The sequence below is a fragment of the Pseudovibrio sp. W64 genome, assembly GCF_001623145.1.
Taxonomy (GTDB): Bacteria; Pseudomonadota; Alphaproteobacteria; order Rhizobiales; family Stappiaceae; genus Pseudovibrio.
On sequence record NZ_LMCI01000031.1, the window covers coordinates 56582 to 71367 of the forward strand.

Consider the following 14786-nt stretch of genomic DNA (forward strand, 5'->3'; position numbering starts at 1 on the left):
GACCGTAGCGCAAAAGATGAAAGAACCAGAGATCATCGGAGCGGGCCCTAACAAAGTGCTGTGCATCATAGGCACCCGTCCAGAAGCTATAAAAATGGCGCCGGTCATCTCTGCAATCGCAAACTGCCCAAACCTACACGCCCATGTTCTAATGACAGGCCAGCACCGCGACATTGCATCCAATGCACTTGTATCCTTCGACATTCACCAGATCAACTGGCTCGACGTATCCAGCACCAGCCACAGGCTGGCCGATCAGGCCGGCGAACTGCTCAAAGGCATAAACGCATACATTGCTGTGCATCATCCCAAATACGCATTGGTCCACGGCGACACCACAACAGGCTTTGTCGGCGCACTGGCCAGTTTTTACAGCGCCATTCCAGTCGGCCACGTGGAAGCCGGACTGCGCAGTGGTGAGCTGCAGGATCCATTTCCCGAAGAAGCCAACCGACGATTGGCGGACCAACTGTGTCATAGGCTGTTCGCTCCAACATCCATCGCCAAAGACAACTTGTTGCGTGAAGGCCTGAGCAACGAGAAAATCCTCACCACAGGAAACACGGTGGTCGACGCCGTTCGACATCTGGCACAGAAAATCAAACCGGCACGCGAGCTCGACGAACTGAAAGATGTTCTGGGGCCGCAAAAGCGATTGGTGCTGGTGACCACACATAGACGCGAAAATTGGGGCGATCCCATGCGCCGCATCTGCCAGGCCATAAAACGCATCACAAAAGCCCATGAGGACCTGCAAGTCATTTTGCCTGTCCACCCAAATCCGGTCGTCAAAGACATGATCGAGTCCGAGCTCAAAAATATACCGCGCATCCATCTGGTCACGCCATTGTCTTATGAAGCACTCATCGCACTGGAACGTGACGCCGACCTGATCCTGACCGACAGCGGTGGCATACAGGAAGAAGCACCGGAGTTCGGAACACCGCTGCTGATCCTGCGCAAGACCACAGAGCGACCAGAAGCATTGACCAGCGGTCTTGCAAAACTTGTCGGCACATGTGAGCAAACCATCACGGATGAAGCCGCGCACATCTTGAAATGCAAACACACAAAGATCGACCGCCAAAACCCGTTCGGCGATGGCCATGCATCACAGCGCATAGCGACGGCCGTAGAAAGCCACATAAACTCAGCAGACTAGCTTCACTCTAGCCTTTACTGTTTAAGTTCCATAATCTACCTTATGCGTATTTTATATATACGGCCCGTGCGAAGGTATCTTTATCCTTCGCACCTCTAAAATGTCAGCCCACCATGTCTGCGATATTGTCATGATGCAGTTCTCAGGCATGGCATATGACCATTAGGCAATCAAAAGTAAGCTTCAGTGAGCTGTTCGAGTTGATCCCAAAGAGCCGCTGATTTTTGATAATCCATACTGGCATCTCCATCAGGCAAATCCATAAGGCCCCAGACGTTGTGCCAATAAGTTCCGCTGGGAACATCTTGCGTAGCTGCAATAAGAGCAGCCTGCGCCCCGAGTTCTTCCGATATCAGCAGTCTTTTGGCCAACCAGCTTCTAAGCCCGCCTTGCTCAGCAAACCCACCAAAACCACTCAAAATAACCCCGGGATGAACAGCATAGCTCTTGAGAGCCGGATAGCGTTTCGCGAGCTCCCGCATCTGCCATAAATTACCTAGTTTGCTGCCACCATAAACCCTGTTGCTTGAGTAGTTTAGCGGGTTCACATCACAAGTTTGGGCCATGATATAGGCGTCTCCCGATGTCATCACAATACGTGCATCCTCCGCAAACTTGCCTTGCTCCATCAGGAGTCGATACAACAAATGATGACCTAAGACATTGACTGCAAAGGTCATTTCAATATCGTCCGAAGCCATTTTGTGATCACTCAATATAACACCCGAGTTGCAGATCAATATATCAATTTTCTGGTCCCCCACTTTACCAACTGCATCCGCCACAGACTGCAAGCATGACAGATCACACTTAACTTGCTGGAGGTCACAGCCCCCTCTCTTCCCCTGAGAGATGCCGCGGGACAAAGACACAACCTTGGCGCCTCGTGCAATCAATCCGCGGGAAACATACTCGCCGACACCCGCTGATCCACCTGTTATCAGAGCAGTTTTCCCGTCAAGTCGTGGTCCAGGAGGACACATACGCGTTCTCGTCCCCTGACGAAACATACACCGTAAAAGGCGCAAAACAGAGGTTTTGGAGGGCCTATATGGGGTGAGGTCTATGGACACTTTTTTATCCTTGTTTACAGTCGGTCAAGATTGATTGACCATAATACTTGACTAGATTAATAATCTAGTCAAGTATTATCTGTAACACCTCGGATACGTGATGACTCAGTTTGATTTCGCCCCAGAATCCCAAAAGGCAACCATTCAGACAGCGCATCTGCTGTTGCAGCAAGCCGCTCGCCTTCGACAGAAGCTACAAACGGCAGTGACTGAGGCGTGTGATCTGACCTTGTCAGAAAAAGAGCTTCTTGGACGCGTCCAGCAATCAGGAGGTGAAGTGCGGATGAGTGATATTTCCAGTGCTCTGATGTTCACCGAAGGTGGCGCAACAAAGATCATCGGCCGGCTGGAGAAGCAAGGCCTCGTCACGCGGCATCGCTCGCAAGAGGATAAACGGGTTATCCTGATCAACATCACAGAGGAAGGCGAAAGCAAACTCGCAACCGCTCTCAGTGCCATGGCGAACGTCGCCTATCCGCTTTTGAGCAAAGTGTATTCTGAAGAAGAATGCGCCCAGATGACCCGCCTGCTGGAGATGCTTGGTGCGCATCCCGACCTGTTATGAGCGAGGAGCTAGCGTTCTTATCAGATGCGCTTAGACAAGCAAATGCCGCAGAACCAGATTTGGCATCTGCGGCATTCATTCGTCTTCTCAGACCTTAAAAGTCCATCACAATACGACCATCAATCTTGCCGTTACGCATACGATCGAAGATGTCATTGACGTTGTCGAGCGGCTCTGTGGTGTAATGCGCAGCCACCTGGCCTTCACCAGCAAACTCTAATGACTCCCGCAGATCATTTCGCGTACCCACAATGGAACCACGTAATGTTTTGCGGTTGAGCACCATATCAAAGATGTTGAGTGGAAAGTCCTCAGGAGGCAAACCAACAAGGCTCATAGTGCCGCCACGTGCCAGCATGCCAACACCTTGCTGGAAGCTCTTGCCAGCCACTGCCGTCACCAACACGCCCTCAGCACCGCCGCCAGCTTGCACTTCAGCCACCGGATCGCACTTGAAGGCATTGAGCGTCATATCCGCGCCAAGTGATCTTGCAAGCTCCAGTTTGTCCTCTGCAATATCAACCGCAATCACATGCAAGCCCATAGCCTTGGCGTACTGAACAGCCAGATGCCCCAAACCGCCAATACCGGAAATCACAACCGTTTGTCCCGGTTTTGTCTCCGTTTCCTTCAGCCCCTTGTAAACGGTTACACCTGCGCACAGGATTGGTGCTGCTGGTGCAAATTCAAGTTCCTTCGGCAAATGAGCGACGAAATTCGGGTCTGCCAAAGCATATTCTGCAAAGCTGCCATTGACGCTGTAACCCGTGTTTTGCTGGCTTTCGCATAAAGTTTCCCAGCCATCAACACAGTGACGACAGCAGCGGCAAGCGGTGTGAAGCCAGGGAATTCCAACGCGATCCCCCTCTTTCACCGAAGTGACATTCCGGCCTTTCTCAACCACAATGCCCACACCTTCATGGCCCGGAATAAAGGCTGGTGTCGGCTTGACTGGCCAGTCACCTTCAACAGCGTGAAGGTCGGTGTGGCACACGCCAGTGGCCTCAATTTTCACCAGAACACTGTCATCATTTACTGTAGGCTTTTCAACTTCACACACGTCCAACGGTGCACCAAACTCGCGCACAACGGCCGCTCTCATCATAGACATGACGGGCTCCTTGACCTGTTCGGGCCGCAGCGGCCCAGATGCATACAGGGAAAGCTAAATTTTGCAAATACAGGTATGCAGCACCAGCATTCAACCCGAGCCTAACAAACCTCCAGCCAAGTATAAAAGAGATGATATTTCAAGGATGCAAGCGCGGTTAACAACGTTTCTCGCCAGTCACTCAAAGTTAAAAAGGCTTGTTCTTTAATACAAAACCCGCGGACGACAATCAGGTGTATTCAAGGACATACATTTCCGTAAAGTGAAACAAATTCATCAACTTAGGCTAACTACGTAGCTTTTAGGCGATTTCACCTGAGATCATTTCATCGTCATGAGTCGAGCGGAGACTAGCCACTCTCCCCCTACTCCATGCAACACCACAAAACACTTGCCTCCACCTAACAATACCAAGTATAAATCAAATGTATGCATAAGGTAGATTATGGAATTACTTACTATTATTCGATCTAAATATAGCAATTATAAGTATTGTATCATTTAAATACTTAAGCATCTAACAACTAGTTCATACTATGGATGATCATCACCATCACTCAGGCCAAGCAAACGTCTTGCACGTAAGATCACAGGTACATCGACCATCTTGCCATCAACAACAAACGCGCCTTGTCCTGCTGTATCCTTTTGCTTTTCAAGCACATTCAAGGCCCACTGAACTTCCTCATCACTTGGTTCAAAGCACGAATTGACAACGCTGACTTGAGAAGGATGAATGGCGAACTTGCCGTTATATCCCATATCTCGCACATTGCGGGCTTCATCTTCAAGTCCTTCAGGGTCATTGAAGTCTAAATACACGCCATCAATCGCCCAAAGATGGTTCTGAACGGCTGCATTCAGCAGCTGTCCGCGTGGCCACACAAGACTGTTCCAGCCCATAGTGCCGCCTGTCTCTGCCGTATAGTCTGCATACCCAAAGGCCAGTGCATGAAGCGGTGCATGAGTTGAGGCAATCGCTTCTGCGTTAGACAGTCCCGCTGGCGTTTCCAACAACGCGCACACCCGCACCATCTCCTTGCCAGGATGTCCCTGCAGCAGATGGTCCAGTTGCTCCAGATCGCGCGGGCTTTCACATTTGGGCAGAAATATCCAGTCTGGCAGGTGCGCCAGGTCCAGCAGGCACAGCACATCTTCCAGTCCATCCGGCGTGCTCATCGATGAGATGCGAATACCGATTTCACAGGCCTCATGCTCGCGGATTTCATCTTGAAGGCCGCGCAGCAGATCTCTAGCGGCTGGCTTTTGCTTTTCAGAAACACCGTCTTCAAGGTCAAGCACCACACACCCTGCTCCCGATGCTGTCGCCTTCAGGAAAAGATGGGCTTTATCTGCAGGTAAGAATAACAGGCTCTTCACACCGGAACTCCAACTTAATCCATTGATGCCGTTGAGGCAGAATGTAGATCAGTAACAATTAATTTCCTGAAAATGGATAGGATCAAGCTGATCTCTTTGACGATGGACCCCGGACATAACCGCATGCCTGCAGACCACTTTGATCAGCTGTATCAACAAAAACTGATAAGCGCAGATGAGGCGATAAAAACGCTTGCAAGAGATACAAAGCTGATCACCTTCGGGTGTTATTGCGGAACCCCTCCTCGCCTTACCCGTGCCTTTTGCGAGGCTGCTGCTGCCGGATACTTCAGCAGCACACCAGATGTTTACCTGCTCCGCTCGCGCAAAGAGATTGTCGATCAGTTTTCAAATGTCGAAGTACTCAAACAAATCAAGCTGCTCTGCCCCTTTTTAGGAGGAAGTTTTCGTCAACTTGCTGATCACGCCAAGGAGTTAAGACAGACCCATCCGGATCTGATCATTCCGCATTATCTCCCAGAGCATTTTAGCCTGTATGCCCAAGGTGTTTTCTCTCGTCATGGCAAGCCCAATGTGCACTTGTTTCAGGTCTCTCCCATGGACGAGCACGGCTATTTCAGCTTTGGTGTAGATGGTAGCATGTCCATCCCCCTGGCGTTTGAAGCTGGCCAGATTATCGTTGAAGTCAATCAAAATATGCCGCGCACCTTTGGGTCTGGGCTCGTACATATCTCTCAGGTCTCAGCCCTTATTGAGCACAACAGCGACCTCATGGTCCTGCCGAAGAAACCGACAAGTCTTGAGGACCATAAGATTGGTGAGTTTGTTGCTGAACTTGTACCAGATCACGCTTGCATTCAGCTCGGTATTGGCGGCGTCCCGAATGAAGTTGGCAAACGCCTGAAGACAAAATCTGATCTTGGCATTCACACAGAAATGCTGGGTGATACGCTGTTCGAGTTGATACAAGCCGGTAACGTATCCAACCGGTATAAACAGCTCAATGTCGGGCACACCGTTTTTAACATCGCGCTGTTCTCCAATCCCGACTACTACGCCTATCTCGACAACAACCCCACCATGGCCTGTCATCCAGCGCACTACGTCAACAATCCACACATCATTGCTCAAAATGACCGGATGGTCTCCGTAAACTCCTTCGTGGAGATTGATCTGTTCGGCCAAGTCGCCTCAGAATCCATCAACTGGCGTCAGATTTCCGGCAGCGGTGGGCAGCTGGACTTCGTCCGCGGTGCATTCCGCTCCAAAGAAGGCATTGCCGTGCTCGCTGCCCATTCCACCGCTAAAAACGGCAGTATCTCCAAGATTGTCCCGCGCCTGCAGAACATCGTCACTACCCCGCGCAATGACGTCAGTTATGTGGCTACAGAGTACGGCTGCACCAACCTGTTTGGCATGTCCACCTCAGAGCGCGCCCACGCCCTCATTGAGCTCGCCGCCCCGCAATTTCGCGATGAGCTGCGCGAAGAAGCCAAAAACCTGACCATCTACTAGGCTGAAAGGAGCCCATCATGTATTCAGCCTATGCTCAAATTTCAGAAAATCGCTTTCTGGAGATTTACGGCCTCAACTTCGAAGAGTTCTCCATGGGCCAGATCTTTCACCATCGTCCCGGCATGACGGTTTCTCAGCAGGAAAATGCAGAGGAAGCGTTGGACACCTTCAATGCCGCAATGCTGCATTATGATGCCCATTACGCAGCGCAGACAGAGTTCAGGAAACCTCTCGTCGTCTCCACGCTGACACTGCAAAAGATCTTCGGCATGAGCTGGAAGACCTTTGCCAGAAAAGACCGCATCACAGCGTTTAAGAACATCTCCATGACTGCGCCCATCTTCGGCGGCGACACGCTCTACTGCTGTAGCCAAATCATCGCAGTGGATGAGAGCGAAGATAAAACCGGCAACGTCACCGTAAAAGCCTCCTGCACCAACCAGGAAGGCGTTGAGGTCGCCAACCTCATATACACCGTTAGCATCTTCAAAAAAGGCAAGCATCCGGTTTGGGGCAACCTTCCCAACTCCAGCAGTAATCCTTGGTTTTTGGCCTATTATCAACGTGAGGATGGGTCCCTACAGGAAACAACAGGCATCTACTTTGAGGGGTTCGCAGCAGGTCAGGTCTTCGAGCACAGCCCGGACATCACACTCCACTCCTCCTCCATGCTCCGCCACGCCGTCCAGACCATGCAATGGCACCCACTTTACCGTGATCATGAGTTCGCGCGGGAGGTCTACGGCAGAGACCGCCTGCCAGCAACAGAACTGCACGTCCTCTCGCTGGTCACCGCCGCCACCACAACCACCTTTGGGCGTGTGGTTGCCAATCTGGGGTGGACCGATACAAAATTGTCTCGTCATTTCTATGCAGATGACCGTTTTAAAGTGGCAAGCGAAGTCTTGTCAAAGCGGGAAAGCCGTTCCAGACCAGACCAAGGCATTTTGACCGTAAAAACCGTCGCCCATGATCAAACCGGCACCGAGGCCCTCTCCTACACCCGCACCCTGCTCGTCTATCGTCAGGGTGGCGGTCCATATGTAGCCGCTGGCTATTGATCCCACACCCCATTCTCCTATGATGCTCTCTTGTGTAGAAGATGGGTGACACGTGAAATCAGCGATCATGAGCAAAGCTGCATGGCAGTTAGAAGCCGCTGAAAACAATGCGGATCTATATGGGCATATGTTTGAAGCCCATGGCATTCCCTATGAGCGCTCTAAGGAGCTGTTTCACATCACTGTGCCGCCCCTTCCGTTTTACTCCAGCATCGTGACCAGCCTCCCGGCAATAAAACCTGAACTCATCAATGACCTCACGCGCACAGCAACATTTGATTTTTATGTCAAAGACAGTCTTGCCGACCTTCCACTGGAGCAATCTGGTTTCAAAAAACTGTTCGATGCCAGCTGGTTTTATCTGACTGAAATCGTCAAAGCAGACACGGCAGTCTGGGAGCAGATAAAGACGGCCCGGCAACTGGAGCACTGGCAGGCAGCATGGAAGACAAGCGGCAATCAGACAGACCGCAACATGTTTCCACCTGCACTTCTCACGATCCCCAACATTGCCTTTTGGGGCTATGCTGAAGCGGGAAAGTACACCAAGGGCTTCATCAGCAACTGGTCTGGCAGCTCAATCGGCCTTTCCAACATCTTTGCAGGCACACTGTCCCCACAAGACCTCCAGCAAATGGCGTGCCTGTTGCAGGCATGGCAACCATCAGCACCTATAGTCGGCTATGCACGAGGTGAAACTCTGCACAGCGCCATACAAACGGGCTTTGAAACTTCCGGAAACCTGACGGTCTGGGTCAAACAATTCTCACCAAGCTGAGCTCTCATGCGAGCAACAGCATGCAATCGCTCAAACTTTCATCAAACACCATTGCCTCCTGCAACAAAATGTGAGGCGTAAATAATTGTTTCCATTGTTGTATTTCGTCATCACACCCGCAGAATTTTGGTCACAATTCGCCCCTACCTCTCCTGTGCAACACATCGTTTCAGGAGAAAAGCCATGGCCATCGAGGTTTGGCTGACTTACGTCCTTGCCTGCACCATCTTACTCATCATCCCCGGACCAACGGTCCTTATGGTCTCCAGTTATGGCATCAGCCAGGGCCTGCGGGCGGTTGTCGCCTCAGCCCTTGGCGTTAGTTTGGGGAGTATCTTACTGATCTCGGTCGCATTGGCCGGACTTGGCGCCGTCATCTCAACCTCCGCGCTGCTCTATGACATCCTGCAGTATGCGGGCGCGACCTACCTCATTTATCTGGGCGTCAGCATGTGGCGCAGGAAATCTGTCCTCAAAGACCAAATGGAGATTGTGGCAACGACCCGCCTGCAAATATTCAGAGATACGTTTCTGGTCTCAGCCTTCAACCCCAAAGACATGCTGTTCTTCGTCGCCTTTCTCCCGCAATTTGTAGAGGACACGATTCCAGTCATTCCGCAGTTTATATTGCTGGGAACAACCTTCGTGGTCCTCGGTGGCATCAACACCATGTTCTGGACCTCCATGGCAGGCAGTTGCAGTGCCATGCTCACCGGAGGCAAATGCGCAAAACGTCTCAACAGGATCGGAGGCACCGGTCTGCTGAGTGCCGGGCTATTCATCGCGCTGTCAGGAAAGTTTCCATAAAACTCATAGACAGGGGCAAGAACTCAAAGTCTCACCAGTATTTCTCAAAGGCTGACCTCTACCCAAACAGCATCTACATGGGTAAGCTTCTCATCTGCTGCACACTTTGAGATATCAGCTCAAAGCCTTTCAACTCATCACCTGTTCATGATCGATCAGGCCTTTTCGGAGAACACCATGGCATTTTAAACATGGATCGCGCTTGCCGCGGCAAGTATCCTACTGTTGATCATACCTGGCCCAACCGTCCTGATGGTCGTCAGTTACAGCCTTAGTCAGGGCAAACGCGCTGCAGTTGCCTCTGTCACCGGGGTGATGTTGGGGGACCTGTTTGCAATTACAGCAGCTCTTGCTGGCCTTGGAGCCCTGCTGGCAACCTCCGCCATGCTTTTCCAGATCATGAAATACATCGGCGCAGCCTATCTGATTTACATTGGCATTAAGATGTGGCGCAGCAATTCCGGCCCATCCACACAAGTTGAGATGCCACAGGTTCCGGCACTGCAGATCTTCAGAGACACCCTGCTGGTCACCACCTTCAACCCAAAGGGCATGCTATTTTTCGTGGCATTCCTGCCTCAGTTCGTTGACCACACCCAGCCCGTGCTGACCCAATTCTTCATTCTGGGCCTCACTTTTGTTACGCTTGGTGGCATAAACACAGTGTTCTGGGTATCCATGGCGGGCGGACTGCGCAAAGTCGTCAACGGACCAAGCACACTCAAGCGCCTCAATAAGGTCGGCGGCACTGGCCTTCTGGGCGCCGGTATTTTCACCGCCTTGTCTGGCCGCGTGAGTTAACAAAAAAGCCCGGAAGATCCGGGCTTTTCACAATCTATCGAAGAAGTGTTTTCAAGGCATCCGCCACGATAATCGTAGCTGCCTTGAGGTCCGACAGTTGCAGATGCTCATCCGCCCCATGGGCATTGGCTTCCAGAATGGACCGCGGTCCTGCACCATAAAGCACTGTTGGAATACCGGCCTCAGCATAATGGCGGGCATCGGTGTAAAGCGGAGCGCCCGTGCTTTTTAGCTCAATGCCCAAAACCTCTTTGGCAGGCCATTTCAACGCTTCCACCAGCTTTTTTGCACCCGGCAACTCGCGCAGCGGCTCAGCAATCATAATGCGCCGACACTCCACCTCAACACCGCAATCTTCTGGTACCAAAGCTTCAATCAGCTCAATCAGCTGCTCTTCCACCTGTTCCCCGTTTTCTTCGGGAATCAAACGCCGGTCAACGCGCAGTGAGACACGCTCTGGCACCACATTGGTGTTGATGCCACCTGAGATCAGGCCCACAGTGATCTGAGGTGATCCAATGCCTTCCTGTTCACTCTGAATAGACTTAAGCCTTTCGCGTTCCACATAAAGCGCTGTGAGAACCGGCGTTGCAGCTTGCAGGGCGTCGGCACCACTTTCTGGCATCGCAGCATGTGCCTGACGGCCACGGAAGATCACTTCCATATGCAAACAGCCGTTGTGAGACGTTGTCGCAGCATAGGAAAACCCTGCTGAGATCGCATAATCTGGCTTGGTCAGTTCTTGTTCCAACAACCACTTCGGCCCAACAAACCCACCAGCTTCTTCATCATAGGTCAGATGCAGCTCAACGGAACCTTCCAGCTCATCCGCGTGCTCACGCAGCGCCAGCAACGCAAAAGCGTAGGTGGCAAAATCTCCTTTGGAAACCGCAGCCCCGCGCCCATACAAAGCACCATCGTCAATCTCGGCGCCATAAGGGTCTTTAGTCCAGCCTTCCCCCGGAGGCACCACATCACCGTGTGCATTTAGAGCAATCACTGGACCAAACCCGTCGCCAAACGTTTCACGAATGATCAAATTGGTCACAGAGACCATGCCGTTCTGGCGCACAAATGGTTCTGGAACAGGGTGCTTTTCAACGGTAAAGCCAAGGCCTTCAAGCAGCTCAGCAGTCCGCAACGCGTGGTGCTCTGTATCCCCTGGCGGGTTGTCGCTTGGCACCTTGACCAATTCGCGCAGGAAGTCGACCTGCTCCGCAAACCGGTTTTCAATCGCGGCCTTCATGAATGCTCCCCTTGAATTTTACAGTAGCAGTAATCCAATAGATAACGGTGATGGTTGCAAGCATCTTATAACGCAGCCCCCCATGTTCCAGTGGATTATTGCCCATTACGTAACTGTAGCAAGCACTTTCCGGCAGGGGTCAGGGACTGCAAGCACTCTGTTCGTCTGCCACCAGATCCTCCAGCCGAAAGCTGAAGATCCGGCAGATTTGACGCAATGCCTCCGCAAACTCATCCTTTGCAGAATTCTGCAAACGAAGCTGGAAAGCCTCCAGAATCTGATGCTTGGTTGCCCCTTTCACCGCAAAGATGAAGGGGAAGCCATAGTTGGATTTGTAAGCACCGTTAAGCTGGGTGAACTGCTCATATTCCGCATCACTCAGCTGATCCAGTCCAGCGCCGGACTGTTCATTCACAGAGGCATCAGCCATTTCACCGGCACGCGCCGCTTTGCCTGCAAGGTCAGGGTGTGCACGGATTAACGCCAGCTGCGCGTCTTCATCCGCATGTTGCAGAGCGTTAGCAAACGCCTCAATCAGCGCATCACGAGAGGCAAAAGGTGCATCTCGCTGGGCAACAGCCGCAACCCAGGAAGTGTGCTCCGCAACCCCGCCAAACACCTCGACAAAGGTGTCCAGCGAAAACCGGTTCACCTCATCCAGAGAATAAGTCACCATGGCCTCAATGCCCCTGCAACCAGGCGCCAAGAATTTCACGCTCTTCTTTGGTCATGCCTGTCTCATTGCCAAGTGGCATGGCAGAGGACCGCACCGCCTGCGCCATGATCAGGCTGTCATAGCGTTGCAGATCAGCAATGCTGTCCAGCTCAATGTTTTTAGGCGCTTCGCTAAAAGCCTCATTGGTTGGCGTCGCACTATGGCAGGCCGCACAATGGGTCTGCGCAATCACCAGCACATCACTGTCTGGGATCGGACCATGTCCACCACCAATCTTGGCAGGCTGTGTCACAATGAGAGCTACAAACAGACTGACGGCTGCCGTAGGCAAGGCCCACCAGAAATTGGCAAAGTTGTCATGCGCATCATGACGATTGATGAAGTGGCGCACCATACCACCCATCACCAGGATAAGCGCAACAACCAGCACAGGTTGGCTATGCCCCGTCAGCAATGGATAGTGGTTGGACACCATCATCAAAAGAACCGGCAATGTCAGATAGTTGTTGTGAACCGAGCGCTGCTTGCCAATCAGGCCAAGCGCGGCATCAGGTTTACGTCCCGCCAGCAGGTCTGCGGTAATCTTTTTCTGGTTCGGGATAATCACCATAAACACGTTGAAGGCCATGAACGTGCCAATCAGCGCGCCAACGTGAATGAGAACCCCACGGCCTGAAAAGACCTGCGAATACCCATAGGTCGCACCCAGAATGATCACCAGAAGGCACGCAGCCAGTAAAGGTGTGTTCTTGCCAATGGCGGAGCGGCACAGGCGATCATAGATGATCCAGCCCAGCCCAAGGGACGCGATGGAAATCGCAACAGCCTCAACAGGCAAAAGCTTCATGACCTCTGGGTCAATGAGATAAACTGTTGCATTGAAGTAGTACTGAACGCTCAAAAGAGCAAAGCCGGATACCCAGGTGAGATAAGCATCCCACTTGTACCACATCAGGTCTTTCGGCAACTCTTTCGGTGCCACCATGAATTTCTCAACATGGTAGAAACCGCCGCCGTGGACTTCCCAGGCGCTGCCAAAAATGCCCTCTGCCTGCCCTTCCCGTTTGCGCAAGGAAAGGTCGAGAGCGATGAAATAAAAAGAGGTCCCAATCCAGCCCACGCCCACAATCAAGTGAAACCAGCGGAAAAGCAGATTGAGCCATTCACTAAGGAAAGTGGCTGTCATTGTCTTGTTCTTTTAAGTTCAATTGAAATGAGTGGGCAGCGGGAGAAATCCCCCACTGCTGAAATCAGCGGAGAGCACCGTGAAAAAATGTGGCGCTCTCCGAAAACAAGCTTGGAGCTTATTCAGGCAGCTGGTCGTCGATGCCTTTAACGTAGAAGTTCATGGAAAGCAGTGCGCCATCTTCAGCGCTTACACCAGCTTTCAGGAACTCAGAGCCGTCCTGTTTGGTGATTGGGCCGGTAAATGGCTTCAGTTCACCAGACTTGATCGCAGCAAGAGTTTTGGCAGCTTCTTCTGCAACATCCTGCGGGATGTTGGTGAACGGCGCCATGTGAACCATGTCGACATCCAGACCGCCCCAGGTGTCCTGGCCCTTCCAGTTGCCGTCCATCACTGCCTGTACACGGGCAATGTAGTAAGCGGACCAGTCGTCGATGATCGCAGTTGCTTGTGCCTTAGGCGCAAACTTAATCATGTCAGATGCCTGACCAAAGCCCATGATACCACGCTCTTCAGCAACCTGCAGAGGCGCTGGGGAGTCAGTGTGCTGAACCATAATGTCAACGCCCTGATCGATCAGCGCTTTTGCAGCATCAGCTTCACGGCCCGGATCGTACCAGGAGTTCACCCAGATGGTCTTGATCTTGAAGTCCGGGTTCACAGACTGTGCACCCAGCATGAAGGAGTTGATGCCACGCACAACTTCTGGGATCGGGAAAGAACCGATGTAGCCAGCAGTGCCGGATTTGGAGACCTTTGCAGCGATCTGACCAAGCACATAACGACCTTCATAGAAGCGAGCGCCGTAAGAAGAAACGTTCTTCGCCTGCTTGTAGCCAGTTGCATGCTCAAACTTCACTTTCGGAAACTTACGCGCAACCTTCAAGGTTGGGTTCATGTAACCAAAGGACGTTGTAAAGATCAGCTCGTGACCGGAGCGAGCCAGACGCTCAATCGCGCGCTCAGCATCCGCACCTTCTGGCACGCTTTCAATGTAAGTGGTTTCAACTTTGTCGCCAAAGTGCTTTTCAATCGCCTGACGGCCCTGATCGTGCTGGTAAGACCAGCCATGGTCAGAAACTGGACCAACATAGATGAAACCCACTTTCAGTGGATCAGCAGCATTTGAAGCCCCTGCGGAAAGACCAAGTGCAACTGCAGCAGTTGCTGCCAGCTTGAAGATAGTGCGCATTGTGCGCTCCCCTTTATAGGTTAACCTGCATTCCTGCCACGCAACACCCTAATAAGCGCGGCGGAACACACCATTGAGAACCAGATGAACGACGGCGCCAAGCAAACACGATAGGAACAAACCCGAAGGCCGTTCTGCGCATTTGTGCGCCCACAAGTTGTTTTTCTGCTTTGTTTTCGCTCGCAAATATTTGCGATCGTTTATTCGTGCGCGTGCAGAAATCCGCAAGTCATGCAGCCGTGAATAGGTTCATATTCACTCAGAGATTTAAA

The 14786-nt window shown here is 51.9% G+C and carries 14 protein-coding genes; 7 read left to right on the forward strand and 7 right to left on the reverse strand.

The window, feature by feature from the left end; genetic code table 11:
- Window positions 1-16 precede the first annotated feature (16 nt).
- The gene (gene wecB, locus PsW64_RS13660; RefSeq protein WP_063303966.1) at window positions 17-1162 is read left to right on the forward strand and encodes a non-hydrolyzing UDP-N-acetylglucosamine 2-epimerase; all 1146 of its coding nucleotides are present in this window, start codon (window positions 17-19) and stop codon (window positions 1160-1162) included.
- A 170-nt stretch (window positions 1163-1332) separates the two neighbouring features.
- Here wecB and PsW64_RS13665 read toward each other — a convergent pair whose 3' ends face one another.
- A complete protein-coding gene (locus PsW64_RS13665) occupies window positions 1333-2172 on the reverse strand; it encodes an SDR family NAD(P)-dependent oxidoreductase (RefSeq protein WP_082831112.1) in 840 nt (279 codons plus the stop codon).
- A gap of 163 nt (window positions 2173-2335) precedes the next feature.
- Here PsW64_RS13665 and PsW64_RS13670 point away from each other — a divergent pair, with 163 nt between their 5' ends.
- Window positions 2336-2800 (forward strand): MarR family winged helix-turn-helix transcriptional regulator, encoded by a 465-nt coding sequence (locus PsW64_RS13670; RefSeq protein WP_063303968.1) that lies wholly within the window; start codon window positions 2336-2338, stop codon window positions 2798-2800.
- A gap of 94 nt (window positions 2801-2894) precedes the next feature.
- On the opposite strand, the gene PsW64_RS13675 is transcribed toward PsW64_RS13670, so the two are convergent.
- Together PsW64_RS13675 and PsW64_RS13680 are read right to left on the reverse strand one after the other, a co-directional pair.
- Window positions 2895-3911 (reverse strand): zinc-dependent alcohol dehydrogenase, encoded by a 1017-nt coding sequence (locus PsW64_RS13675; RefSeq protein WP_057461165.1) that lies wholly within the window; start codon window positions 3909-3911, stop codon window positions 2895-2897.
- Between the two features lie 534 nt (window positions 3912-4445).
- On the reverse strand, window positions 4446-5291 hold the full coding sequence (locus tag PsW64_RS13680) for an HpcH/HpaI aldolase/citrate lyase family protein (RefSeq protein ID WP_208980777.1): 846 nt from the start codon (window positions 5289-5291) through the stop codon (window positions 4446-4448).
- 72 nt (window positions 5292-5363) lie between these two features.
- Here PsW64_RS13680 and PsW64_RS13685 point away from each other — a divergent pair, with 72 nt between their 5' ends.
- The 5 genes from PsW64_RS13685 to PsW64_RS13705 all read left to right on the forward strand — a co-directional run bounded on the left by PsW64_RS13685 (window position 5364) and on the right by PsW64_RS13705 (window position 10214).
- Window positions 5364-6767, forward strand: coding sequence for an acetyl-CoA hydrolase/transferase family protein (locus tag PsW64_RS13685; RefSeq protein WP_208980778.1), 1404 nt, complete (start codon window positions 5364-5366; stop codon window positions 6765-6767).
- Between the two features lie 17 nt (window positions 6768-6784).
- Window positions 6785-7828, forward strand: coding sequence for a MaoC family dehydratase (locus PsW64_RS13690; protein WP_063303970.1), 1044 nt, complete (start codon window positions 6785-6787; stop codon window positions 7826-7828).
- Window positions 7829-7880: 52 nt separating this feature from the next.
- Window positions 7881-8606 carry a hypothetical protein gene (locus tag PsW64_RS13695; RefSeq protein ID WP_208980779.1) on the forward strand — a complete coding sequence of 242 codons (726 nt, stop codon included), beginning with the start codon at window positions 7881-7883 and terminating at the stop codon, window positions 8604-8606.
- Window positions 8607-8789: 183 nt separating this feature from the next.
- The gene (locus PsW64_RS13700) at window positions 8790-9413 is read left to right on the forward strand and encodes a LysE family translocator (RefSeq protein ID WP_063303972.1); all 624 of its coding nucleotides are present in this window, start codon (window positions 8790-8792) and stop codon (window positions 9411-9413) included.
- 225 nt (window positions 9414-9638) lie between these two features.
- The gene (locus PsW64_RS13705) at window positions 9639-10214 is read left to right on the forward strand and encodes a LysE family translocator (protein ID WP_208980780.1); all 576 of its coding nucleotides are present in this window, start codon (window positions 9639-9641) and stop codon (window positions 10212-10214) included.
- 34 nt (window positions 10215-10248) lie between these two features.
- Here PsW64_RS13705 and PsW64_RS13710 read toward each other — a convergent pair whose 3' ends face one another.
- The 4 genes from PsW64_RS13710 to PsW64_RS13725 form a co-directional block, all read right to left on the reverse strand.
- Window positions 10249-11460 (reverse strand): ArgE/DapE family deacylase, encoded by a 1212-nt coding sequence (locus PsW64_RS13710; protein WP_063303973.1) that lies wholly within the window; start codon window positions 11458-11460, stop codon window positions 10249-10251.
- A gap of 139 nt (window positions 11461-11599) precedes the next feature.
- Complete coding sequence (gene uraD / locus PsW64_RS13715; RefSeq protein ID WP_063303974.1) at window positions 11600-12136, reverse strand: 2-oxo-4-hydroxy-4-carboxy-5-ureidoimidazoline decarboxylase; 537 nt, start codon at window positions 12134-12136, stop codon at window positions 11600-11602.
- 4 nt (window positions 12137-12140) lie between these two features.
- The gene (locus PsW64_RS13720; RefSeq protein ID WP_063303975.1) at window positions 12141-13322 is read right to left on the reverse strand and encodes a urate hydroxylase PuuD; all 1182 of its coding nucleotides are present in this window, start codon (window positions 13320-13322) and stop codon (window positions 12141-12143) included.
- 118 nt (window positions 13323-13440) lie between these two features.
- Window positions 13441-14514 (reverse strand): BMP family ABC transporter substrate-binding protein, encoded by a 1074-nt coding sequence (locus tag PsW64_RS13725; RefSeq protein WP_063303976.1) that lies wholly within the window; start codon window positions 14512-14514, stop codon window positions 13441-13443.
- Between the last annotated feature and the right edge of the window lie 272 nt (window positions 14515-14786).